The 20,715-nt window shown below is 64.5% G+C and carries 20 protein-coding genes; 9 read left to right on the top strand and 11 right to left on the bottom strand.

Going from position 1 to position 20,715, the window contains the following annotated elements; translation table 11 throughout:
- Positions 1-4: 4 nt before the first annotated feature.
- Both nthB and nthA read right to left on the bottom strand, forming a co-directional pair.
- Positions 5-670 (bottom strand): nitrile hydratase subunit beta, encoded by a 666-nt coding sequence (gene nthB, locus ABIC94_RS22720; RefSeq protein WP_354375238.1) that lies wholly within the window; start codon positions 668-670, stop codon positions 5-7.
- Positions 667-1,296 (bottom strand): nitrile hydratase subunit alpha, encoded by a 630-nt coding sequence (gene nthA / locus ABIC94_RS22715; RefSeq protein WP_354375237.1) that lies wholly within the window; start codon positions 1,294-1,296, stop codon positions 667-669. The genes nthB and nthA overlap by 4 nt, the downstream gene beginning before the upstream one ends.
- A 36-nt stretch (positions 1,297-1,332) precedes the next feature.
- Between nthA and ABIC94_RS22710 the strand changes: the two genes are divergently transcribed.
- From ABIC94_RS22710 to ABIC94_RS22695, 4 genes are all read left to right on the top strand, one after another.
- Positions 1,333-2,172, top strand: coding sequence for a thymidylate synthase (locus ABIC94_RS22710; protein WP_354375236.1), 840 nt, complete (start codon positions 1,333-1,335; stop codon positions 2,170-2,172).
- A gap of 17 nt (positions 2,173-2,189) precedes the next feature.
- Positions 2,190-2,711: a dihydrofolate reductase gene (locus ABIC94_RS22705; RefSeq protein WP_354375235.1), complete on the top strand. Its 522-nt coding sequence runs from the start codon at positions 2,190-2,192 to the stop codon at positions 2,709-2,711.
- Positions 2,708-3,835, top strand: coding sequence for a phosphatidate phosphatase App1 family protein (locus tag ABIC94_RS22700; protein WP_354375234.1), 1,128 nt, complete (start codon positions 2,708-2,710; stop codon positions 3,833-3,835). The genes ABIC94_RS22705 and ABIC94_RS22700 overlap by 4 nt, the downstream gene beginning before the upstream one ends.
- A 160-nt stretch (positions 3,836-3,995) precedes the next feature.
- Positions 3,996-4,235 (top strand): hypothetical protein, encoded by a 240-nt coding sequence (locus ABIC94_RS22695; RefSeq protein WP_354375233.1) that lies wholly within the window; start codon positions 3,996-3,998, stop codon positions 4,233-4,235.
- On the opposite strand, the gene ligD is transcribed toward ABIC94_RS22695, so the two are convergent.
- From ligD to ABIC94_RS22650, 9 genes are all read right to left on the bottom strand, one after another.
- Positions 4,222-6,795, bottom strand: a complete 2,574-nt coding sequence (gene ligD / locus ABIC94_RS22690; RefSeq protein WP_354375232.1) for a DNA ligase D — start codon at positions 6,793-6,795, stop codon at positions 4,222-4,224. The genes ABIC94_RS22695 and ligD overlap by 14 nt on opposite strands.
- Positions 6,774-7,787 (bottom strand): lysylphosphatidylglycerol synthase transmembrane domain-containing protein, encoded by a 1,014-nt coding sequence (locus tag ABIC94_RS22685; protein WP_354375231.1) that lies wholly within the window; start codon positions 7,785-7,787, stop codon positions 6,774-6,776. The genes ligD and ABIC94_RS22685 overlap by 22 nt, the downstream gene beginning before the upstream one ends.
- 10 nt (positions 7,788-7,797) lie before the next feature.
- The gene (locus ABIC94_RS22680; protein ID WP_354375230.1) at positions 7,798-9,267 is read right to left on the bottom strand and encodes a hybrid sensor histidine kinase/response regulator; all 1,470 of its coding nucleotides are present in this window, start codon (positions 9,265-9,267) and stop codon (positions 7,798-7,800) included.
- A 65-nt stretch (positions 9,268-9,332) separates the two neighbouring features.
- The gene (locus tag ABIC94_RS22675) at positions 9,333-10,832 is read right to left on the bottom strand and encodes an ATPase domain-containing protein (RefSeq protein ID WP_354375229.1); all 1,500 of its coding nucleotides are present in this window, start codon (positions 10,830-10,832) and stop codon (positions 9,333-9,335) included.
- Between the two features lie 190 nt (positions 10,833-11,022).
- The gene (locus tag ABIC94_RS22670; protein WP_354375228.1) at positions 11,023-11,211 is read right to left on the bottom strand and encodes a hypothetical protein; all 189 of its coding nucleotides are present in this window, start codon (positions 11,209-11,211) and stop codon (positions 11,023-11,025) included.
- Positions 11,212-11,351: 140 nt separating this feature from the next.
- Entirely contained in the window at positions 11,352-12,275 is a 924-nt protein-coding gene (locus ABIC94_RS22665) for a cation diffusion facilitator family transporter (RefSeq protein ID WP_354375227.1), read from the bottom strand.
- 42 nt (positions 12,276-12,317) lie between these two features.
- Positions 12,318-12,605, bottom strand: coding sequence for a DUF3606 domain-containing protein (locus ABIC94_RS22660; RefSeq protein ID WP_354375226.1), 288 nt, complete (start codon positions 12,603-12,605; stop codon positions 12,318-12,320).
- Between the two features lie 64 nt (positions 12,606-12,669).
- A complete protein-coding gene (locus ABIC94_RS22655; protein ID WP_354375225.1) occupies positions 12,670-12,966 on the bottom strand; it encodes a hypothetical protein in 297 nt (98 codons plus the stop codon).
- A 149-nt stretch (positions 12,967-13,115) separates the two neighbouring features.
- The gene (locus ABIC94_RS22650) at positions 13,116-16,136 is read right to left on the bottom strand and encodes a PAS domain-containing protein (protein ID WP_354375224.1); all 3,021 of its coding nucleotides are present in this window, start codon (positions 16,134-16,136) and stop codon (positions 13,116-13,118) included.
- 208 nt (positions 16,137-16,344) lie between these two features.
- Here ABIC94_RS22650 and ABIC94_RS22645 point away from each other — a divergent pair, with 208 nt between their 5' ends.
- From ABIC94_RS22645 to ABIC94_RS22625, 5 genes are all read left to right on the top strand, one after another.
- Entirely contained in the window at positions 16,345-17,682 is a 1,338-nt protein-coding gene (locus tag ABIC94_RS22645) for a glycosyltransferase (RefSeq protein ID WP_354375223.1), read from the top strand.
- Positions 17,679-18,635, top strand: a complete 957-nt coding sequence (locus ABIC94_RS22640) for a hypothetical protein (RefSeq protein ID WP_354375222.1) — start codon at positions 17,679-17,681, stop codon at positions 18,633-18,635. Before ABIC94_RS22645 ends, ABIC94_RS22640 begins: the two co-directional genes overlap by 4 nt.
- A gap of 76 nt (positions 18,636-18,711) precedes the next feature.
- A complete protein-coding gene (locus ABIC94_RS22635) occupies positions 18,712-19,188 on the top strand; it encodes a hypothetical protein (protein WP_354375221.1) in 477 nt (158 codons plus the stop codon).
- Positions 19,189-19,390: 202 nt separating this feature from the next.
- Entirely contained in the window at positions 19,391-20,176 is a 786-nt protein-coding gene (xth, locus tag ABIC94_RS22630) for an exodeoxyribonuclease III (RefSeq protein ID WP_354375220.1), read from the top strand.
- Between the two features lie 11 nt (positions 20,177-20,187).
- Positions 20,188-20,688 (top strand): hypothetical protein, encoded by a 501-nt coding sequence (locus ABIC94_RS22625; RefSeq protein WP_354375219.1) that lies wholly within the window; start codon positions 20,188-20,190, stop codon positions 20,686-20,688.
- Positions 20,689-20,715: the final 27 nt, after the last annotated feature.

Here is a 20,715-nt window from a genome sequence, read left to right as displayed (position 1 = left end):
ATCTTCATGCGGAAGCCTCCAGGTAGCTTTCCCACGCATCGACCGACACCGAGAGGTTCTGGCGCGGCGCCGCATTGCCCCAGAGCTCGGCCTCGTTGAAGACCACGGTGTAGAGCCACTGCGGCTGTTCACCGAGGCCCTGCGCATTCGCATCCGCGAACACATGCGCGCCGTGAACATGTTCGATGGTGCCGCGCTTGCCCTGCACATAGCTTGGTAGCCGCGTGTGATGGTCGGCCTTGTCGATGTGCATTCGCACGGCTTGCCCGATGGCAAAGCGGGCGGGGCCCGGCGCGGCACGCTCGGTGGGCGCACCCTTGGCGAGCACCGCGGGCACGTTCCCGGCCTGCAGCACGCGGGCGACCGGCGCGGCCGGATGGCGCATCTCGCCGGTCGCGATCTCGTCGGGAAACACCTGCCCGCGCTGCAGCATCAACTGCTCGAGCGCTCCAAGCCATATCTGGTAATAGCTCAGGTCGCGGTAGTTCGGCAGCGTCTCGCGCATGGCGCGGCTCGCATCGATGTTCCAGGAGCCGGTTGCGCCCATCGCAAGCGTGAGCGCCAGGGCGCGCGGCTCCCAGTCGGCATGGAAGAGCTCGCCCTCGGGCTCGGGCGTGACCGGCCCGAAGCCCGGCTGGCCGCCGAGGTCGGCCTGCGTGACGTAGCTCATGCGGCGCTCCTTGCGGCCGCTGGCGCATCGGCAAGGCGCGTGCCGATCATCGAATCGCGCGAAACCAGGGCGGCGAGTTCGTCCTCGCTCCATCCTTCGGTGCCCGCGGGCCTTTGGGGAATCACGAGGTAGCGCACTTCGGCGGTCGAATCCCAGACGCGGATGCGTGTCGTCTCGGGCAGCGTGGTGCCGAAATCGGCCAGTACGCCGCGCGGGTCTTTCACGGCACGCGAACGGTACGGCGCGCTCTTGTACCAGGTGGGCGGCAGGCCGAGCACCGGCCAGGGGTAGCAGCTGCACAGGGTGCAAACGACCATGTGGTGCTGCTCGCCGGTGTTCTCTACCGCCACCATGTGCTCGCCCTGGCGGCCGGTGTAGCCGAGCGAGGCGATGGCGGCCGTGGCGTCAGCCATCAGCCACTCGTGGAAGTTTGGGTCGACCCAGGCCCGCGCCACCACCCTTGCCCCATTGCGCGGCCCGATGCGGGTCTGGTAGGTGTCGATCAGCGCATCGAGCGCGGCCGGGTCGATGTAGCCCTTCTGCGTGAGCACGCTTTCAAGTGCGCGCACACGCAGGTCCATTTCGCCGAGTTCGCTGTGGTCGTGGGAGTGGTCATGTCCGGTCATCGCCCGATGCTAGCGCCGCCCCGTAAAATTCCCAACATGACCTCGACCGCCCGCCCCGTCCGCTCCCAGTACGAAGATTTCATGCGCCACGTGGACACCCACGGCGTGTTCAAGAGCGACCGCACCGGCACGGGCACCAAGAGCGTGTTCGGCCACCAGATGCGCTTCGACCTGAACGAAGGCTTTCCACTGGTGACCACGAAGAAAGTGCACCTGAAGTCCATCATCCAGGAGCTGCTGTGGTTTTTGACCGGCTCCAGCAACAACAACTGGCTCAAGGAGCGCGGCGTCTCCATCTGGGATGAGTGGGCGCGCGAAGACGGCGACCTGGGCCCCGTGTACGGCGTGCAGTGGCGCAGCTGGCCCACGCCGGACGGCGGCTATATCGACCAGATCTCCGAAGTCATCAAGACCCTGAAGACCAACCCCGATTCGCGCCGCATCATCGTGAGCGCATGGAACGTGGCCGAGCTCTCGAAGATGGCGCTCATGCCCTGCCACGCCTTCTTCCAGTTCTACGTGGCGCCGCCGCAGATACCCGGCGAGCGCGGCAAGCTGAGCTGCCAGCTCTACCAGCGCAGCGCCGACATTTTTCTTGGCGTGCCCTTCAACATTGCCAGCTACGCGCTGCTCACGCACATGATGGCGCAGCAGTGCGACCTCGACGTGGGCGATTTCATCTGGACCGGCGGCGACTGCCACATCTACAGCAACCACGCCGAGCAGGTGGCGCTGCAGCTGAGCCGCAAGCCCTACCCATACCCCACGCTCAACATCAAGCGCAAGCCGGCTTCGATCTTCGATTACCAGTACGAAGACTTCGAAGTGGTTGATTACCAGCACCACGAGGCCATCAAGGCGCCCGTGGCGGTGTGAGCGGATTGTTCGGCCTCATGACGACACCGCGCATCAACCTCATCTTCGCCCGCGCCGCCAACGGCGTGATCGGCGCCAACGGCACCATGCCCTGGCACTTGCCCGAAGACCTGGCTCACTTCAAGCAGCAGACAGGCAGTGCGCCGGTGATCATGGGCCGCAAGACCTGGGATTCGCTGCCGCCGCGTTTCCGGCCGCTGCCGGGCCGGCGGAACATCGTCATCACGCGGCAGGACGACTGGAAAGCCGATGGCGCGCACCGCGTCGGCAGCCTTCAGGAAGCGTTGTCGCTCTGCGAAGAATCGCAGGTGCCCGATGTGTGGGTCATCGGCGGCGCGCAAATCTATGCCGAAGCCGAGCCGCTCGCGCAGTACGCGGTCGTGACCGAGCTCGCGCACGACTACGAAGGCGATGCGCACGCGCCCGAACTCGCTCCCGCCGAGTGGCGCGAAACAAAGCGCGAACCGCACGTCTCGGCCAAGGAAGGCCTGAACTTCAGCTTCGTGACCTACGAACGCGTGGGATCCGCGAAGACATGAGCGGCGACGATCGGCAAGCAGCCATTGCCCCGCCGCTGCGGCGCCGCTCCCTGGTGGCCGGCGCCGCATTGCTTTTTTGCGGCCTTGCACCGATGCGGGCGCTGCACGCGGCCGACCGGCTCGAACCCGACGAAGAAGCGCTCTTCATGCCGGGCACGGCGCGCCCCACGGACGACGGCCGGCTCGAAGTCGACATTCACGCCTGGGTCTACGAGCCCGAGCGGCGCTGGGGCCTGAACGCCGCATTCGCACGCTACCTCGGCCTGAGCCTGAACAAGCTCTCGCCCGCGGCGCGCTTGCGCTTCAACCAGCGCACGTCGCTGTTCCATGCCGAATCGGAAGAAGGCAAGGTGTTCGACATCGACTTCGAGGGCAGCCCCGCGCGCGCGACCTCGCCGCCTTCGGGAGCCGACGGCCGCATGAACATGCGGATCGTGATCGACGCCCCCAGGACATCGCCCTCGGACGAATGGCTGAAGTTTCGCGCGGTGACCGGACCCGGCGAGCTGCTGCATCGCTTCAAGGGCGAGGCATTGATCGTTCCTGCGCAGGGCCTGTCGATCATCTCGGACATCGACGACACCATCAAGCGCACGCAGGTACGCGACCGGCGCGAGATGCTGCTGAACACTTTTGCGCGGCGCTTCGAGGCGGCACCCGGCATGGCGGCTTATTACCGCGCATTGGCGCAAACGCCGGGCACGCGCTTTCACTATCTGTCGGCCAGCCCGATGCAGCTGTATCCCCCGCTCGCGGATTTCGTTCGCGATGCGGGCTTTCCCACGGGCAGCATGCACCTGCGCGAGAGCACGAGCTGGCGCACGCTGATTCCCGGCGACCAGGATTCACGCGCGCACAAGCTCGGCGTCATCGAGCGGCTGCTGTCCGATTTTCCGCACCGGCGGTTCATGCTGGTCGGCGATTCGGGCGAGAGCGATCCGGAAATCTATGCGCAGGTGGCGCGCACCCACCCCGAGCGCATCGACAGCATCGCGATACGCGACGTAACCGGTGAAGACAACCGTGCCGAGCGCTACAGGGCGGCCTTCAACGGCATGGACCCGGCGCTTTGGCAAATTCTTCCGGCAGACCGGGCTCCGGCACCGACCCGCGTCGCAAGGTAAGCCGTTTCGGCCTCGACAAAACCGGCACCTTCGTTTCAAGCTTCGGCAAAAAAAGAACACTTCGGTACACACCGAAAAGTCATGTGCAGTGCAGGGATTAGGCACGAATGTGAATTTTTCCGCAGAATGTTTGCACCGCCATCTAGACAAGGAGACGGCCATGTCCATGGAGTTTCTTCGAGTCATCGCCGAACAGAAATTGCCATACGTCGTCCACACGCCAGCAGATATCGACAGGGTGCGCGTGCTGCGTGCGGCCGAGCTGGTGACTGCTTTCATTCCGCCGTCCGGCCGCGCGCCGGACGACCGTGCCATACGTCAACTCGCGCAGGTGGAATCGATTACCACCAAGGGCAAGCTGGCGCTGAACAAGGCCACTTCAGCCTTCATCGAGCTCTGAGCTTCCCGGCCTCGAACCCCAGCCGCTTCATCGCGGTACCCGGACTCACGGCGGCCTTTGCATAGCCGGCCCACGGGTCGTTGCCGCGGTCGAGCCGGGCATGGATGTTCCTCAAGGTCCACTGCGCGCCGCTCGTGAGCGCTGGAACCTCCGGCCACTCCACCGGCACCGACACCCCCATGCCCGGACGAGCGCGCGCCGACCAGGCGCACACCGTGGTGGCCCCGAACCCGTTGCGCAGGTAGTCGATGAAGATGCGGCCGACGCGGTTGCCGGGCCCGCTCTTGGCAACGAACATCTGCGGCACGGTGCGGGCCATGTGGCGCACGATGGCCTGCGAAAAATCCTTGACGGTGTCCCAGTCGTACTGCCGCTTCAGCGGCACGACCACGTGCAGCCCCTTGCCGCCGCTGGTCTTGCAGAAAGGCGGCAGGCCGAGCTCGTCGAGAACCACGCGCATCAGTTCCGCCGCCTGCAGCACCATGGGCCAGCCGACGCCCTCGCCCGGGTCGAGGTCGAAGGTCATGCGGTCGGGCTTGCCGATGAGCGTCTTCACGCCGTTCCAGGTATGGAATTCGATGACGTTCATCTGCGCCGCACTCAGCAGCCCCAGCGGGTTGGCCACCTCGATCAGTTCGGGATGCTCCGGCCACAGCGCCGGATCGAGCTGCCGCACGCCGGCCATCTGGCCGGGTTCGAGATGCTTCTGAAAAAACAGCTGCCCCTTGATGCCCTGTGGCGCGCGCACGAAAGACACCGGCCGGCCCTTCAGGTGCTCCATCATCAGCGGCGCGACAAGGCCGTAGAAGCGCACCACCTCGACCTTCGTGATGCCGGTGGTCGGATCGACCACGCGGTCGGCATGCGAGACCTTGAAGTTGGCGGGCATCGTGGCAGCAGGCTCCGGCTCGGCGTCGGGTTCGCGCGTAGCCTTTGCCTGGTGGACCGGCTTCTCGCGGATGATGGCCTTGGCCGGCTTGTCGGTGCGAACGCTATGGAACACCGGGTGCCGCACATGGCCGTCTTTCGTCCACTCCGAAAAAGTGACTTCGGCCAGCAGCACCGGCTTGACCCAGTGCGCGCGGCGGTCGTTCTCGGTGGGGTTCCTGAACGGACGCTCGTCGATGCCGAGCGGCTTCAGCCGTTCGAGCATCTCGCCGAGCGTGCGGCCGTTGAAGCCCGCGCCCACCGCGCCGGCGTAAATGAGATCGCCCTTCTCGTCGTGCACACCGATCAGCAATGCACCGATGCCCACGCGCGAGCCCTTCGGATCGGTATAGCCGCCGATGACGAACTCCTGCCGCCGCGAGCACTTGAGCTTGATCCAGTCGGGCGAGCGCCGCGACGAATAGGTGCTGCTCTTGCGCTTTCCAATGACGCCCTCGAGCCCGATCTTGCAGGCCGAAGCCACGATGTCTTCAGGCGGCGCGTCGAAGATTTCGCTGAAGCGGATTTCAGGCGGCGCCTTGGCAAGCAGCGTTTGCAGCAAGGCCCGGCGCTCGACCAGCGGCACGCCGGTGAGATCGAAGCCGCCGTAGTACGGCAGGTCGAAAAGAAAGTAGACGATGTTGCTGGTCTTCTCCCTGTCGAAGGCATTCTGCAAGGCCTGGAAGTCGGTGCCTCCGGCTTCGTTGAGAACGACGATCTCTCCATCGAGCCAACCCGGCTTGAGCTTCATGCCCTTGATGGCGCGCACCAGCTGCGGCATGCGGCCGCTCCAGTCGTGACCGTTGCGCGTGATGAGCTGCACGTCTTTTTTTGCGTCGATGCGGGCGAGCAGGCGGTAGCCGTCGAACTTGATTTCGTAGAACCAATTCCCGGGGTCGGGCGGCGGGCCATCGACCAGCGTCGCAAGCAGCGGTGAAAGCTTGGCGGGCATGGCGGCCTTCACGGCATCGGCGGGCATGTCGCCGGCAGGTGCCTTGCCGCGCTTTGCCCGCGAAGGCGCCGCTGCAGGCGAAGATGCACCTGCAAGCGCAGGGGCCGCGGCAGCCAGCGTGGGCATCGGCATCTCCGCCACGCTGTCGGGAAACTGGTCGACCACGCTGAACTCGGCGGCCGGGCGGGCGTAGTCGTCGTGCTCCTTGATGAGGAGCCACGCGTCCTGCTTGCCGTCCTTGTTGCCGTGCATGCGCACCAGCGCCCATTTGCCGCGCAGCTTGTAGCCGTGCAGCTCGAACTTGAGGTGCCCCGCCTTGTAGCCCTTGCGCGCGTCGCCGATGGGCGCCCAGGTGCCCTTGTCCCAGATGATCACCTTGCCCGCGCCGTACTGCCTGGGCGGAATCACGCCCTCGAACTGGTTGTAGGAGACGGGGTGGTCTTCGACGTGCACGGCCATGCGCTTGTCATGCGTGTCGTAGCTCGGGCCCTTGGGCACCGCCCAGCTCTTCATCGCGCCGTCGAGCTCGATGCGAAAGTCGTAGTGCAGGCGGCTCGCCCAGTGCTTCTGCACCACGAACTGCAGCGTGCCGGGCGCGGATGCGCCGCCTTCCTCCGGCTCGGGGGTGAGGCCGAAGTTGCGCTTCTCCTTGTAGCGCTTCAGCGGGTTTGCGCGCGCCATGGCGTGTCGCTCCCCGCGCCCTGAGGACGGCTTTCCGCGTAGCGTTCGAGCAGCAGGTAAAGCACGATGCCGCCGCCCAGCGGCAGCAGGTAGTAGAGCGCGCGAAACGCCAGCACGGCCCCCATCAATGCTCCCTGGCGCACGGTGCCCGAGAGCAGCGCCAGGTACACGGCTTCCAGCACGCCCAGCCCGGCCGGAATCGGCGTGATCACGCCGACGATGGAAGCGGCGAGCAGAACGCCCAGCGTGGTCGCGTACGGTACCTGCCGGCCCAGCAGCAGGTACATGATGCAACCCATCAATGCCCAGTTGGCCGCGGAGAGCGTGAGCTGAACGAGCGCGAGTTGCGCCGAAGGAAGCTTCAGCCGGCGCCCCCTCACCTGCCATTGCCGCCCGCGCGAGAACGCGCAGGCCACCACATAGGCGACGGCCAGCAGGATCATCGCCACGCCAAGGGCGCGAAGTGCGTCCGCCCCGATGCCCGCCTGGCGCGGCGGTGTGATGGCACCGGCCGCGAACAGGCCGCCCGCGAGGAGCCCGTAGCCGAGCCAGTTGGTCGCCAGGCTGATTCCGACAATCTGCGCCACGGTGGCTTCGTCCAGCCCGGCGCGCGCATACAGGCGCGCGCGCAGCGCAACGCCGCCCACCAGCGAGCCCAGGTTGAGGTTGAAGGCATAGCTCGTGACCGCGATGGCCCAGGTGCGCCAGCGCGGCACCCGGTGGCGCGTGTGCCGCCTGCCGATCAGGTCGAAGCACCCGTAGAGCGCGTGGCTCGCGGTTGCGAGCGCCAGCCCACCGAGCAGCAACATCGCGGGGTAGCGCTGCAGCGCATGCCACGCGCCCGCCCAGTCGACCTTGTGCGCATGCGACAGCAACAGCCCCAGCACCGCAAGCCCCAGCAGCGGCAACACCCACCTGCGGCAGCGCCGCCAGAGCGATGGCCTGGGCCCGGAAGGGCCTGGCGTTGAAAGAGTGGTCGCGTCGTTGCTCATGGCGGCGCTGCTACAGAACCGAAATGAGCGCCGCAAGGTCGAGCGGCTTGAGCAGGTGGTGGTCGAACCCGGCCATCGCGATGCGTTCCTTGTCGCCCTGCTGTCCCCAGCCCGTCAATGCGACGAGGATCAATCCCGCAAGCGCGGGGTTCGCGCGCAACTTGATCGCCAGTTCGCAACCGTCCATGCCAGGCATTCCGATGTCAAGAATCGCAAGCCCGGGCACCAGGCCTTCGGCAACCAGGCGCAGCGCGGCATCGCCGCCGTAGGCCACATGGGTCGAGGCCCCGAGCGATTGCAGCAGATCGCTCAGTGCGTCGGCTGCATCCCGGTTGTCGTCCACGATCAGGACCGTGTTCGGCAACGACGCCGGCCAACCGCCAACGGCCGGCATCTGCGTCTTCGGCACACCCGCATCGGCACGGGTGAGCGGCAATCGCACGCAGAACATTGCGCCCTGGCCAAGCCCTGCGCTGATTGCCTCGACGCTGCCGCCGTGCAGCTCGACCAGGCTCTTCACCAAGGTAAGCCCGATGCCGAGCCCGCCTTGCGCCGCCTTGGAGGTGCCGCTGACCTGAACGAACATCTCGAAAATCGACTTCAGCATTTCCGGCGCAATACCGGTGCCGTTGTCCCAGACTTCGACCACGGCCTGGCGGCCCTCCTTGCGCAGAACGATCCTGATCTGGCCGCCGCGGGCCGTGTACTTGGCGGCGTTGTTGAGCAGGTTGGAAAAAACCTGCGTCAGGCGAACGCCGTCGCCTCGCACCACCAGAGGTTCGCTGCACAGTTCCACGTTCAGGTTGTGCCTGGAGCCTTCCAGCAAGGGCCGGCTCAGTTCGATGGCGTCCTTGATGACCGATTCGAGCGCGACGGCTTCCATGCGCAGCTCGATCTTGCCGCGCGTGATGCGCGAGACCTCCATCAGGTCGTTCACGAGCCGCACCATGTGTTCGATCTGCCGGCCCATGAGCTCGTAGTAGCGCATGGCCTCCGCAGCGTCGTGCTGCTTTCGCATCAGCAAGGTGAGCGCGGTGCTCATCGGCGCGAGCGGATTGCGCAGCTCGTGCGCCAGCGTCGCAAGGAACTCGGTCTTGCGCTGATCGGATTCGCGCAGCCCGTCGAGCAAGCCGCGCAACTGGTACTGCCGGTTGCGTGCGCGCAGCGCCGTGCGAACCGTGCTGATCAGCGAAGCCACCCGCATGGGCCGTTCGATGACGGTGACGTTCGCAAGCTTGTCCATCGCCTCGGCAATGACGCGCGAGTCCGCGCCCTGGCGGGCAAGAATGAGCACCGGCACGTCGGACCAGGGCGGCTGCGAACCCAGCACTTCGGTCAGCGCGGCCGCGGCCGGATCGGCCAGCACCTCTTCCGCCAGCATGATCGCGCCCGCGCCCTCCTGCAGCCCCCGGACGAGCTCGGACAGGTTCGCGCAGGAGTGCGTGGTGATCCTTGCGCGTGCCAGAACGGCGTTGGCCATGTGGGCGTCCCTGGACGTCGCGGTTCGCAACAGGATGCGCTGTTCGAGGGGTGCCGGCGCAGCGCTCACGATGCGGGCCGCACGCCGTCGACGGGAATCGGAATGCCCGTCAGGATGCCTCTGAAGTTACGCAGCGGCTCGCCGACCTTGAGGCCCGTGGCGGTCATGGAGAAATCGCGGATGGTCCGCTCGTGCGCGCCGCCGCGCTTCTTCAGCACCGAGATGGCCTGGCGCACCTCGCCATCGAGTTCGAAATAGCGCAGCAGCACCACGGCATCGGCCAGGTAGCTCGCATCCACGGGCGTCTGCATCTGCATGCCGATGAGGCCGTGCTGCGCGCCCACCAGCAGCGTGGCAACGCCCGCTTGCCCGAGGTAGGAAAGCAGCTCGTGAAGCTGCGCAATCAAAAACCGCTCGTCGGGCATGGCGTTGAGATAGCCGTTCAGGCTGTCGATCACCACAACCGCCGCACCGGACTCCACCACCGCCAGCCGGATCAGGTGCACGAACTCGCCGGGCGACAACTCGGCGGGGTCGACCTGCCGCACCTTGATGCGGCCGGCCTCGATGTGCCCCCCTAGATCCATTCCCATGCTTTCGCAGCGCGTGCGCAAAGTGTGAATGCTCTCGTCGAAGATGAAGAGCGCCGCGCACTCGCCGCGCTGCGCGGCGGCAAGAGCGAACTGGACGGCCACCGTCGACTTGCCGGTGCCCGGCGCGCCGACGAACAGCGTGCTCGTTCCCCGCTCGATGCCGCCGCCCAGCAAGGCGTCGAGCGACTCGATGCCGCTGGGAATTCTCACCTGCGTGAGCGCCGCCGAATGCTCGGCCGCCACCAGGCGGGGAAACACGCGCAAGCCGCCGCGCTCGATGCGGTAGTCGTGATAGCCGCCGCGAAACTGCTGGCCACGGTATTTGCTGACGACCAGCCGGCGCCGCGAGGCGCCGTAGTCGGAGCTGATCTGTTCGAGCCGCAGCACGGCGTGGGCAATGCTTTGCACCTGAAGGTCGTGCTTCATGGCCGTCATGTCGTCAAGCAGCAGCACGGTGCACTGGCGGCCCGCGAAGAACTGCTTGAGCGCCAGGATCTGCCGCCTGTAGCGAAGGGAGCTGCCGGCCAGCAGGCGCAGCTCGGAGAGCGAATCGAACACGACCCGCGACGGCTTGATCACATCGACGTCCGACAGGATCCTCAAGGTCGTTTCGCTCAGCTCGACCTCGGACGGATGGAACATCGTGTACTGCTCGTCGGGCTCCAGTGCAGCTTCCGACGGAAGCATTTCGCGCACCTCGATGCCGCTCAAGTCCCATCCGTGGGAATTTGCGACACCCTTGAGCTCATTCGCCGTTTCCGACAGGGTGACGTACAGCACCGATTCGCCGCGCTTGGCCCCTTCGATCAGGAATTGAAGCGCGATGGTGGTCTTGCCCGCGCCCGGCGTGCCTTCCACCAGGTAAAGACGATTGGCCGTGAGGCCGCCTCCAAGAACATCGTCGAGGCCGGGGACGCCGACCTTCATCAGGCTTTCCTGGACGGCCCACCCTGTCGTGCCTTCGAGTTTCATTTCTTCCTCCATCGTGTGGACAGATGGTCCTTCTGCCGATTTCTGCCCTGTTCTCCGTTTGCGGCCTGCCCTCGCCGAAGCAACTGCGCAGGCCGGGCCGTCGATGCCCGCGGGAGGATTTTTAGCGACCAGGCAAAGCCGCAGTTGTAGGGCGGCGCCTTTTTTCGGGAGAAGACAAAGCTCCCGCCGCTCAGGACTTTCCAGGCGTCTTGTGCTCGGCTTCACCCGGGTCTTCGAGCTTCCTGTTCTCGACCTTCTTCATCATTTCTTCCCCCTCGGTGTCGGTGCCGTCGGTGGGCACGGATTCTTCCTGGGTGATCTCGGGTTCGTCGGGGGAGCGCTTCCGGCGCGGCGCCGATGGCGGTGTTGGCGTGTTCATGCGGCAATCTCCTGAATGAGCTTCGACAGTGGCGCAAGCGCCGCGCCGGAGCGTTCAGGCAAAGGCGGCAGCAAGGGTCAGCCAAAGCCGACGACCCACCGGTCTGGCGCAAAGAAACAAGAATGCCGCGCGATGCGTCCTCAGCCGCGCAAACCCGCTTCCACCGGCGCCTCGCTCGCCTCGATGAAGATCCGCCTGATCAGGGGAAAGCGTGCGCGCACCTTTTGCTCGATGGCCGAAATGGCGTCGGCCGCATCGCCGGTGGCCGTGCCCTCCTTGAAGTTCACGTCGACGATGGCCAGCACCTCGTCGGGGCCGATGTACATCGACAGCACGCGGCCGACATCGCTGACGCTGGGCTGCTCCATGGCCAGGCTCCGGATGGCCCGCGCGGTCTCGGGACGAATGCCTTCGCCGATGAGAAGCCCGCGCGCCTGGCTGATCAGCAGCACCGCGACGCCGGCCAGCAGCAGCCCGATCACCACCGAAGCCGCGCCGTCGAGCACCGGCATATCGAAGCGGTGGCTCGAATAGATGCCAAGCGCCGCCACCGCCAGTCCCACCAGGGCTGCGGAGTCTTCGGCCAGCACGGTATAGGTGGTTGGGTCCTTGCTTTGCCCGAGCGCCTGCCAGAAAGGCACACCTCGCGCCTGGGCCTTGAATTGCCGCAGCGCGATGAAAAAGCTGGTGCCTTCGAACAGCGCGGCCAGGGCCAGTACGACGTAGTTCCAGGTCGGGTCGCGCATCGGCTCCGGGTTGCGGATGTGCTGGATACCTTCGTAGAAAGACACGCCACCGCCCAGCCCGAAGATGAGCACCGCGACGATCAGGCTCCAGAAGTACAGTTCCTTGCCGTGGCCGAACGGGTGCTCGGCCGTCGCGGGCCTCTGGCTCAGCCGGATTCCCACCAGCAGCAGCACACCGTTGAAGGTGTCGACCGCCGAGTGGATGCCTTCCGACAACATGGCCGAACTGCCGGTGATGCCGGCCACGGCGAACTTGGTCGAGGCAATGGCCACGTTGGCGCCGATGGCGCCGTAGATGGCAACCCGGGATTCAGCCATCAGGGGGTGCGGCCAGGCGCCGGGCCCCGCACACCTTCGTTTTCAGGGAAGGCCAAGGTAGACCCGCAGGTCGTCCTTGATCGTGCCCGCGGATGCAACCGCCATTCGCAGCCGGGCTTCACTGACGCCGAACCACCGGGTCCAGTAGTCGACCTCTTTCAGGTCGGTGATGTCGATTTGCTCGTCGTTCTGCGGAACACGGATCTCCATATCGTCCGGCATCGGGCTCTCCAGGTTGTTGGAGACGGCAGTTTCACCGCCGGAAAACCGCACCTTGCCAGCCGCATTCCACGATTGATGCAGGACATTTTCTACACGCTCGTGCAACATCCGGGGCGGCGGCACAGCCGGCCGGAGTGTGGCAACAACGTGTGCAGGAGGAAGACTCCCGCGCTCAGCGCCGGTACGGATTGTGGGGGCGACGGTCGTAACGGTCGGGCACGCCGTCGCGGTCGCTGTCCCGGCGCGCGTGACGGTACTCCGCGCGGCGGCCATGGCGATAGTCGGCACGGCGGTCGTGGCGGTGGTCATAGTGATGCCGCGTGACGTGGCGCGGCGGGGGCGGCGGAACGACGACCACGTGCGGGCGATAACCATGGTCTCCATGGTGCGGCTGCGCTTGTGCGGGAGCACTGAGAGCGGCCAACGAGAGCATGACGGCAGCACCGAATGCGAGAGAAAACTTCTTCATTGCAACTCCTTCGAGTCGTTGTATTCAGGAGTTCCCATACTGAGGCCGAAATGTGAAGGGCCGGTAAGGCTCAGGCGAACTTCGATGAATGTTGTGCGGGCCATTTCCGGCCTGCGCGTGCGAGCGGAGGTCGAATTCCGAACTGGAGACTACGGCCGATCACCGCCAATCGGCAGAGGTGCCGCCTGGACGTTGTTGCGCCCTGACCTCTTGGCCTGGTAGAGCATCTCGTCCGCCTGCTTCACCAGCGCGGCGGCCGTTGCGGCTCCGCCCTGATAGAACGCCAAGCCAATGCTCGCAGTGATGTGGATCGTTTGCTGCTCCATGACGAACGGCACCTGCATGTCCATGACGAGCTTTGTGGCTGCGGAGACCGCGACGTCGGCATTGGGCAGGCCTTCCATGATCACCGTGAACTCGTCGCCGCCCAAGCGCGCGCGGACGTCGCTGGAACGCAGGCCCTGCGACAACCTGCTTGAGAAACCCCGCAGCAGCTCGTCGCCCGCCTGGTGCCCGAACTGATCGTTGATCTGCTTGAACCCGTCGATGTCCAGGTACATCAGCGCCATCAGCGCACTGGCGCTCCGGCTGCGGTCCATCGCCTCGCCCAGGCGCGCTTCGAAACCCGCGCGATTGGCAAGGCCCGTGAGCGGATCGATCTGCGCCAGGTTCACCAGGCGCTTCTCTTCGAGCTTCTGGCGCGTGATGTCGGTGATCACGGCATGGAAGCCGACGATGGCTTCGGTGTTGGCCGCGGGCTGGGGAATGTATTGAGCCTCGTAGCAGTTGTAGCTGTCGCTCTGGCTGTTTTCGCTCTGGAAGGTGACGGCCTCGCCGGCCAACGCGGCGCGTATGTGCGGCTTCACGTTCTCGTAGGCAGGGTCGCCCAGAAGCTCCTGCACGGTGTGTCCCTGGATCTGGTCGCGGGAGAGCCCGAATTCGCGCTCGTAGGCCAGGTTGTTGAACCGATAGCGTTCGTCCGCATCGATGTAGGCCACGCGCATCGGCAGCGCATCGGCCACCGTGCGCAGGCGGGCCTCGCTTTCCTGAAGGGCTTCCTCAGCCTCGTGATGGGCGGTGATGTCGCTGTCCAGGGTGTAGAGGCCCATCACCTCGCCCTGCTCGTTGCGCTCCGGAACCAGCGTGGCCTGGATGTCGCGACGCCCACCCGGCCCCACCACCCTCCGCTCGTAGGTGACCTGGCGTCCGGCCAGCGCCGCGCGGATATGCGGCTCCATCTGCGCCCAGGCCTCGTCGCCGTAGAACTCGTGCAGGCTCCGCCCGAGCAGCCGTTCGGGCTCGACGCCGAACCAATCCTGGTAGGCCTTGTTGACGAAGCGGAAGCGCAGATCCCGGTCGAGATAGGAGATCAGCGCCGGCAGATGGTCGGTCACCATGCGCAGGCGCTGTTCGCTCGCGCGCAGTGCCTGCTCCGCGGCCTTGGCCGCGGAGATGTCGCGCATCAGCCCTGAGAAGTATTCCAGCTTGCCGTGCTTGTCGCGGTGTGCAATCACCATGTGGCTGACCGGGAACTCCTGCCGCTGGGTGTCCCACACCAGCGACTCGCCCACCCAGACGCCGGTGGCGACCGCGGTCGGCACCACCTCCGACCTGAACCGTTCCAGCGTTTGCGGCGGATTGAAGTCGGACACTTTCAGCGTCTCTATCGGGGCATCGAGGTCCACACCCGTGCGGCGGCGCGCGGCCGGATTCATGTAGATGAGCTGCCCCTTCGCATCGTTCTGGATGATGTAGTCGGTCGTCATGTCGAAGATGGCCGTGAGCGTGCGAAGGGCCCGCTCGGCCCGGGTGCGCTCGGTGATGTCCGTCACGGTTCCCACGTGGCCGAGCACGCGGCCTCCGGCAAGCACCGGCCGGCTTCGCAATGCCACCAGCACCTGGGTTCCGTCCCTGCGGTGAAGCCGGCGCGTGACGTTCAGCGGCTCGGGCGCATTGACGAGGCGGATCCATTCCTGACGAACCTTTTCCCGGATCTCCTCGCGCACGAGCGTGAGCCATCCCTCCGCCGCGTCCTTGCGCTCGAGGCCGTGAATCGCCAGGTACTCGTCGTTCACGTAGGTTGCGCGGCCGTTGGTGTCGCAACGGAACAGGCCTACGGGCGATGCATCGGTCACCGCCGCCGTCTCGAGGCGCTGCTCGCGCAGATCGGTCATCAGAGCGTCGAACTCGCGCGCCAGGTCGCCGCGCTCGTCGTTGGCCACGACATCGAGCTTGACCTGGCTGTCCGGCGAACGGCGAAGGGTGCGGATCGCGTTGCTCAGCGCTTCCAGGGGGCGCATGAACCAGGAAGTACCCAGCCAGACCAGGAGTGCACATCCCAGGCCCAGCCAGAGCAACTGCAGCAAGAGGTTTCGCCTGGCCTGCTCCAGTGGCGCGTAGGCGATGCCGGCCGGCACGATCAGGCGCAGATCCCAGTCGGCGCTGCGTACGGTGGCATGGGTTGCCAGGTCGTTCGCGGTGCCGTGGGCGAACGCCGCGATGGCAGCGCTCGCGGGTTTGAGCAGCAAGTTCGCATCGGGGTGCATGACGACCTGCGGCGACTCGCCGCGCGTGACGATCACGTAGTAGCCACCCCGGCCGAGGGTGGCCCGGCTCAGATCGCCGAGCACGTTGGCGCGCTGCAGGTTCAGCGACGCCCCCAGCACGGCGGCGAGCCGGCCGTCCGGTCCTTCGACGGGGACGGCCATGACCACAGCGGGCTGCCGGGTGCCTTTGGTGAGCAGCGGCGCGGAGATGACGGGCTGGCGCAGGTCGCGCACGCGCTTGAAGTAGTCGCGGTCGGCAACGTTCGGGGGTTGGCCCGCCGGCGGGTTGATGGCAACGATGGCGCCGTCCAGCGTCGCCAGCGCGGCGTTGTCGAACATCGCGCGCAGGTCCCGGTCCGCTAGGAAGCGTTGCTGCGCCGCGGGATCCGCGAAGCCGGCCGCGCCGAGCTCCCGCGCGGCGCGCGCCAAGGCGGCCAAGTGAACGCCCAACTTGTAGTCCAGATCGGCCGCGGCGCTCTCGGTCAAGGCCTGCTGCTGCTCGCGCATCAGGTCGACGTACTCGCGCGAGAGGCTTCGGTATTGCCACCAGCCCGTTGCGCCCACCAGGGCGAGCACGAGCGAGGTGATCAGCAGTGCTGTCTTCGTTCTCAGCTTGAGCCGCACTTGGCTGCTTTCCCGGGTACGGTCGTTCCTGGCTGCATTTTTCGATGATAGCAACGGCAGTCAGGCGCTTTCAACAGGTCGCGGACGACCCGACCGAGCCGGCCGGACCGGATAGCCCCTATCACAGTTGCCAACGCACATCGAAAGTGTAAACAGACTGTTCGGGGCCTGGATCGAGGTTTACATTCTCAGAACTCTCGAGGGCGATATGAAAGAAGACGGCCAAAAAGCGCAGCGTTCAGCGTTCTACCTGTCGGTGTCAGCTAAATTTTTCATCGCACTGATCGGGGCCAGCGCCTGGATGGGTTTTTCAATATGGGCTGCGAGGCCCTGGCTGGCCGACCTCGAAAAATATGTCGGGACTGCTTTTGCTATTTTCCTGGTGTATGGCATCGCCATCATTCCAGGTTTCATGAATGCGTTCCTGGCTCTGAGCCTCATTCTGGACAGGAGGCCGCCGCATCGCCCGCTGGTCGTTTATCCGCCGTTGTCCATCTTGATCGCCGCGTATAACGAGGAAGCTTCCATCGATGAAACGCTGGTCAGCATTGACCGGCAGAACTATCCCGGCGAATTGCAGGTCATCGTGATCAACGACGGGTCCGCGGACAGCACGGCTCTTGTTGTCGAGCGTGCCCGGGAGCGGTACTCATGGCTGACCTTCATCGACCTGAAACAGAACGGCGGCAAAGCCCGCGCCCTGAACATCGGGTTCAAGGAAGTTCTGCACGATTTGGTCGTCACGGTCGATGCCGACTCTTTCCTGTACCGGGGGGCGCTCACCAGCATTGTTGAGCGTTATCGAGCTGACCCGCCCAATACGCGGGCCGTGGCGGGAAAAATTCTGGTCCGAAACTCGCGACAGAATTGGATCACCCGCTGCCAGGAGTGGGACTATTTCCATGGCATTTCTTCGATCAAGCGGGTCCAGTCGCTGTTCCAGGGCACCTTGGTTGCGCAAGGGGCATTTTCTGTCTATGACCGGTCGGCGCTGATCGAGGTTGGCGGATGGCCCGAATGCGTAGGGGAAGACATCGTGCTCACGTGGGCCCTGTTGAAGGCCGGCTATCGGGTCGGACATTGCGAGGACGCCTGCCTGTTCACCAACGTGCCCAGCACCCTCAGGCAACTGGTCAAGCAGCGTCAGCGTTGGGCGCGCGGCATGACGGAAGCATTTATCAAGCACCCCGGAATCCTCCTCAAATTCCGGCTGTCGACATTTTTCGTTCACTGGAACCTGCTGTTTCCGTGGCTGGACCTGGCATTCACCATCGGATTCATCCCGGGGATCATATTTGCGCTCTTCGGCTACTACTGGATCGTGGGGCCGATGACTCTCGCGCTGATACCGGCCGCGTTTGCATTGAGCTTTCTGATGTTCTCGATCGAGCGCCGGATGTTCAAAAAAACCGGCCTGGTTGTGCGAAAAAACATTCAGGGCTTCTTCGTCTACGTGTTGCTGTACAGCCTGCTGCTGCAACCCGCCAGTGTCCTGGGCTATTTGGACGAGCTGTTCAGAAAGCCCAAAGCCTGGGGAACGAAATGACGGAGACGCTGGCGTATCTTGCCGCCGTTTTTGCGGGAGTCATGGTGCTGGCTGCTCCCTGCCGGGCGGAAGAAGAAAAAAGCAAGGAAGAAAAATCCGGCATGGCGTTTGGCACGGAATTCTTCCTGACCAGCGACAGCGACAACTTTCAATCCCGACGCGTGTCGGTCGAGTTTTTTCCCGCTTTTGAAAACGCCGACCGCTACCTTGGATTCCGGCTCGGCGACTACCAATACAGGCAGGACAGCTGGCGAAGGAACGGCAAGAAGATCTCGTTTCTGGCCCGGTCGATCGAAACCAGAACCGGCGATGGAGGGGCAATGGAGGCCGGCCTGTTTCAGCAGGGAGGCCATACGCTGCTGACACTCGACGGCGGCTACCGCATATCGCCAACAAAAAGTACGGCCGTGGAGTTTCTCGTCACGCGCGACTGGGTGGAAACGCCGAAGTCCCTGGACCGCGGAATCGATTTTTCATTTGTCGGGGTCGCTGTCGATCAAGGTCTTGGAAGCCACGTGACGCTGGTAGGTCTGGTGGCGCAGCAATACTTCTCCGACGGCAACCGGCGCGACCACGGCCGCCTGCGGCTGATCTATCAACCCTCGCTCGACCTGGGGCTGACGCTGCAAGCGCGCTACCGAACGTACCGGAGCACTCACGAGGACGTCGACAGGGCCTATTTCAATCCGAAGAACTACAGCGAGTCGATGCTTGCGGTGAGCTGGCGGCACCGCTTCCAGGGATGGACCGCCGCTGTGACGGCGGGGCTTGGCAACGAGACCATCAATCACGATCTAAGCCAGCCAACGAGATTGCTGGACTTCAGCCTGCAAAGCCCCGTCAGAGGGTCGCAGGTCTTTCGTTTTGGTGCTGGCTACAGCCGAAGCACGACCTTTTCGGGACCCAGCTACCAATACCGGTACATACGTGGCGAATGGGTGATACTTTTCTGAGATGCTGGCCGGGGGCAGCGGCTAATTTGGGTCAGCAGTTGACCTCCATCTTCCACTTCTTCTTCAGCGAATCGCTATGACTTCTCGTCTTCTTGGCAGCAGGGCTTTGGCGAGTATTGGCGCGTCAGCAGGACTGCTGCTGCTCACAGCATGCGCGCCCCTCGAGCAAAGCAAACCCAATGAGATCAGGCAACGAGCCGACGCCATGGTGGGGAAACCCGTTTCTGCCGCCTACAAAGTGTTTGGGTTGCCTTCCAGAAAGCTCGGCCCATCTTCTTATGGCAGCGGAGGGTTCTATAACTGGGATCGCACAAAGGTACGCGTGGGTCCGGGAATGAACTTTGTGCAGACCGGAACCGAATACACCGGCAGGCAGATTATCGGAATGACTCAAGGCGGCAAGGGCATCGCATCATCACCGGTTTACCAAGACAACTACCGGCCTACCGGCCATTACGAGCAAGAGAAGATCGTCGAGTATGTCTGCGATATCTTGGTGCTCACAGATCAGCGCGACATCATTACCAAAGTAAATGTCGCCGGTTGCGGCTGAGGAAAATCCGCTCGCAGAATATTTGAATGGCCTGTATGGCGACCGAAGGGTCAGGCCTCACTCGGGTGCTCGGGTGCTTTTGCTAAGCTGGGGGGCAACCTGGAGCAGCAAGCGCCAAACCGGGTACGCAGCGAGGTCCAGAACCAGGACACCGCCATTTTTCGACAAAAATGCGTTCAAAATCAACGCCTTAGCATTTTTCATGAAAATAGCTACCTGGAACGTCAACTCTCTTACCGCCCGCCTGCAGCATGTGCTCGACTGGCTCATCGCCAATCCCGTCGACGTGCTGTGCCTGCAAGAGCTCAAGATGAGCGACGACAAGTTTCCTCTCGAGGTGCTCAAGTCGGCCGGTTACGAGGCCGCCGTGTTCGGCCAGAAAACCTACAACGGCGTAGCCATCCTGAGCCTGGCGCCGATGCGCGATGTAGCAAAGAACATCGGCGGCTTCACCGACGACCAGTCACGCGTGATTGCCTCCACGATCGAAACACCGGCGGGCCCGCTGCGCGTGGTGAACGGCTACTTCGTCAATGGCCAGGCGCCGGGCACCGACAAGTTCGAATACAAGATGGGCTGGCTGCGCGCCTTGCGCGAATGGCTGCGCGCCGAGATGGCGGCGCATCCGAACCTGGTTCTGCTGGGTGACTTCAACATCACGCCGGAAGACCGCGACAGCTACGACCCGGTCGGCCTGAAGGAAACGATTCATCACACGACCGAGGAGCGCGAGCATTTCAAGGCGTTGCTCCAGCTCGGCCTGGTCGACAGCTTCCGCGTTTTTGATCAACCCGAGAAGAGTTATTCGTGGTGGGACTATCGAATGCTCGGCTACCAGAAGAACCGCGGCCTTCGCATCGACCATATCCTGGTGAGCGAACCGCTGGTGCCGCGCGTTAAGGGGTGCATCATCGACCGCGTGCCGCGCAAGTGGGAAAAGCCAAGCGACCATGCGCCGGTGGTGCTCGATCTCGACCAAGGTACCTGATGAAAAAGACCATGCGAACCCTAGCGACCGTTGCAGCCGCGCTGACCCTTGTCGGCTGCTCGGTTTTCAAGCCCGCGGACAAGGCCGGCGACGACAAATCGGCCACCTCCGCGCCCGACGAAGTGGCTGGCGCGAAACCCGATGTGCCGACCGCCCGCCTGATCACCGCGCAAACGCCGGCCGTGCGGGCCTATCGCAAGACCGGCGCGCGCCAGATCTACAAGGCCTATGCCCAGCGCATCTACAAGGGAAAGATTCCCCCGCTGGTGTATGCGGTGGTGGTGGTCGAGACCGAACTCGATGCCAACGGCAATGTCAAGAACGTCACGTTCAGCCGCGTGCCGAGCCATGCCCCCGAAGTGCCGGGCATGATCGCGGAGTTGATCAAGGCGGCATCGCCGCTGCCCAGCCCCGGGCGCCTCGGTGGCCACACGTATGTGGACACCTGGCTCTGGGACAAGAGCGGAAACTTCCAACTCGATTCGCTGACGCTGGGACAACGAAGCCGGTAGCCGAGGTTCGCCCCCAGCCCCCTCTCT

It is taken from the genome of Variovorax paradoxus (genome assembly GCF_040544635.1).
GTDB lineage: Bacteria > Pseudomonadota > Gammaproteobacteria > Burkholderiales > Burkholderiaceae_C > Variovorax > Variovorax paradoxus_R.
Note: the sequence above shows the minus strand (reverse complement) of the source record. Positions and strands in the feature narration are given on the sequence as shown.

Coding starts and splice junctions, on each gene's coding strand:
- ABIC94_RS22705 (WP_354375235.1), top strand. CDS start 2,190: ATGACGACACCGCGCATCAACCTCATCTTCGCCCGCGCCGCCAACGGC.
- ABIC94_RS22680 (WP_354375230.1), bottom strand. CDS start 9,267: ATGGCCAACGCCGTTCTGGCACGCGCAAGGATCACCACGCACTCCTGC.
- ABIC94_RS22675 (WP_354375229.1), bottom strand. CDS start 10,832: ATGAAACTCGAAGGCACGACAGGGTGGGCCGTCCAGGAAAGCCTGATG.
- ABIC94_RS22710 (WP_354375236.1), top strand. CDS start 1,333: ATGACCTCGACCGCCCGCCCCGTCCGCTCCCAGTACGAAGATTTCATG.
- ABIC94_RS22635 (WP_354375221.1), top strand. CDS start 18,712: ATGACTTCTCGTCTTCTTGGCAGCAGGGCTTTGGCGAGTATTGGCGCG.
- nthB (WP_354375238.1), bottom strand. CDS start 670: ATGAGCTACGTCACGCAGGCCGACCTCGGCGGCCAGCCGGGCTTCGGG.
- ABIC94_RS22695 (WP_354375233.1), top strand. CDS start 3,996: ATGTCCATGGAGTTTCTTCGAGTCATCGCCGAACAGAAATTGCCATAC.
- ABIC94_RS22625 (WP_354375219.1), top strand. CDS start 20,188: ATGCGAACCCTAGCGACCGTTGCAGCCGCGCTGACCCTTGTCGGCTGC.
- ABIC94_RS22685 (WP_354375231.1), bottom strand. CDS start 7,787: ATGAGCAACGACGCGACCACTCTTTCAACGCCAGGCCCTTCCGGGCCC.
- ABIC94_RS22665 (WP_354375227.1), bottom strand. CDS start 12,275: ATGGCTGAATCCCGGGTTGCCATCTACGGCGCCATCGGCGCCAACGTG.
- ligD (WP_354375232.1), bottom strand. CDS start 6,795: ATGGCGCGCGCAAACCCGCTGAAGCGCTACAAGGAGAAGCGCAACTTC.
- ABIC94_RS22645 (WP_354375223.1), top strand. CDS start 16,345: ATGAAAGAAGACGGCCAAAAAGCGCAGCGTTCAGCGTTCTACCTGTCG.
- ABIC94_RS22700 (WP_354375234.1), top strand. CDS start 2,708: ATGAGCGGCGACGATCGGCAAGCAGCCATTGCCCCGCCGCTGCGGCGC.
- ABIC94_RS22660 (WP_354375226.1), bottom strand. CDS start 12,605: ATGTTGCACGAGCGTGTAGAAAATGTCCTGCATCAATCGTGGAATGCG.
- nthA (WP_354375237.1), bottom strand. CDS start 1,296: ATGACCGGACATGACCACTCCCACGACCACAGCGAACTCGGCGAAATG.
- xth (WP_354375220.1), top strand. CDS start 19,391: ATGAAAATAGCTACCTGGAACGTCAACTCTCTTACCGCCCGCCTGCAG.
- ABIC94_RS22640 (WP_354375222.1), top strand. CDS start 17,679: ATGACGGAGACGCTGGCGTATCTTGCCGCCGTTTTTGCGGGAGTCATG.
- ABIC94_RS22655 (WP_354375225.1), bottom strand. CDS start 12,966: ATGAAGAAGTTTTCTCTCGCATTCGGTGCTGCCGTCATGCTCTCGTTG.
- ABIC94_RS22670 (WP_354375228.1), bottom strand. CDS start 11,211: ATGAACACGCCAACACCGCCATCGGCGCCGCGCCGGAAGCGCTCCCCC.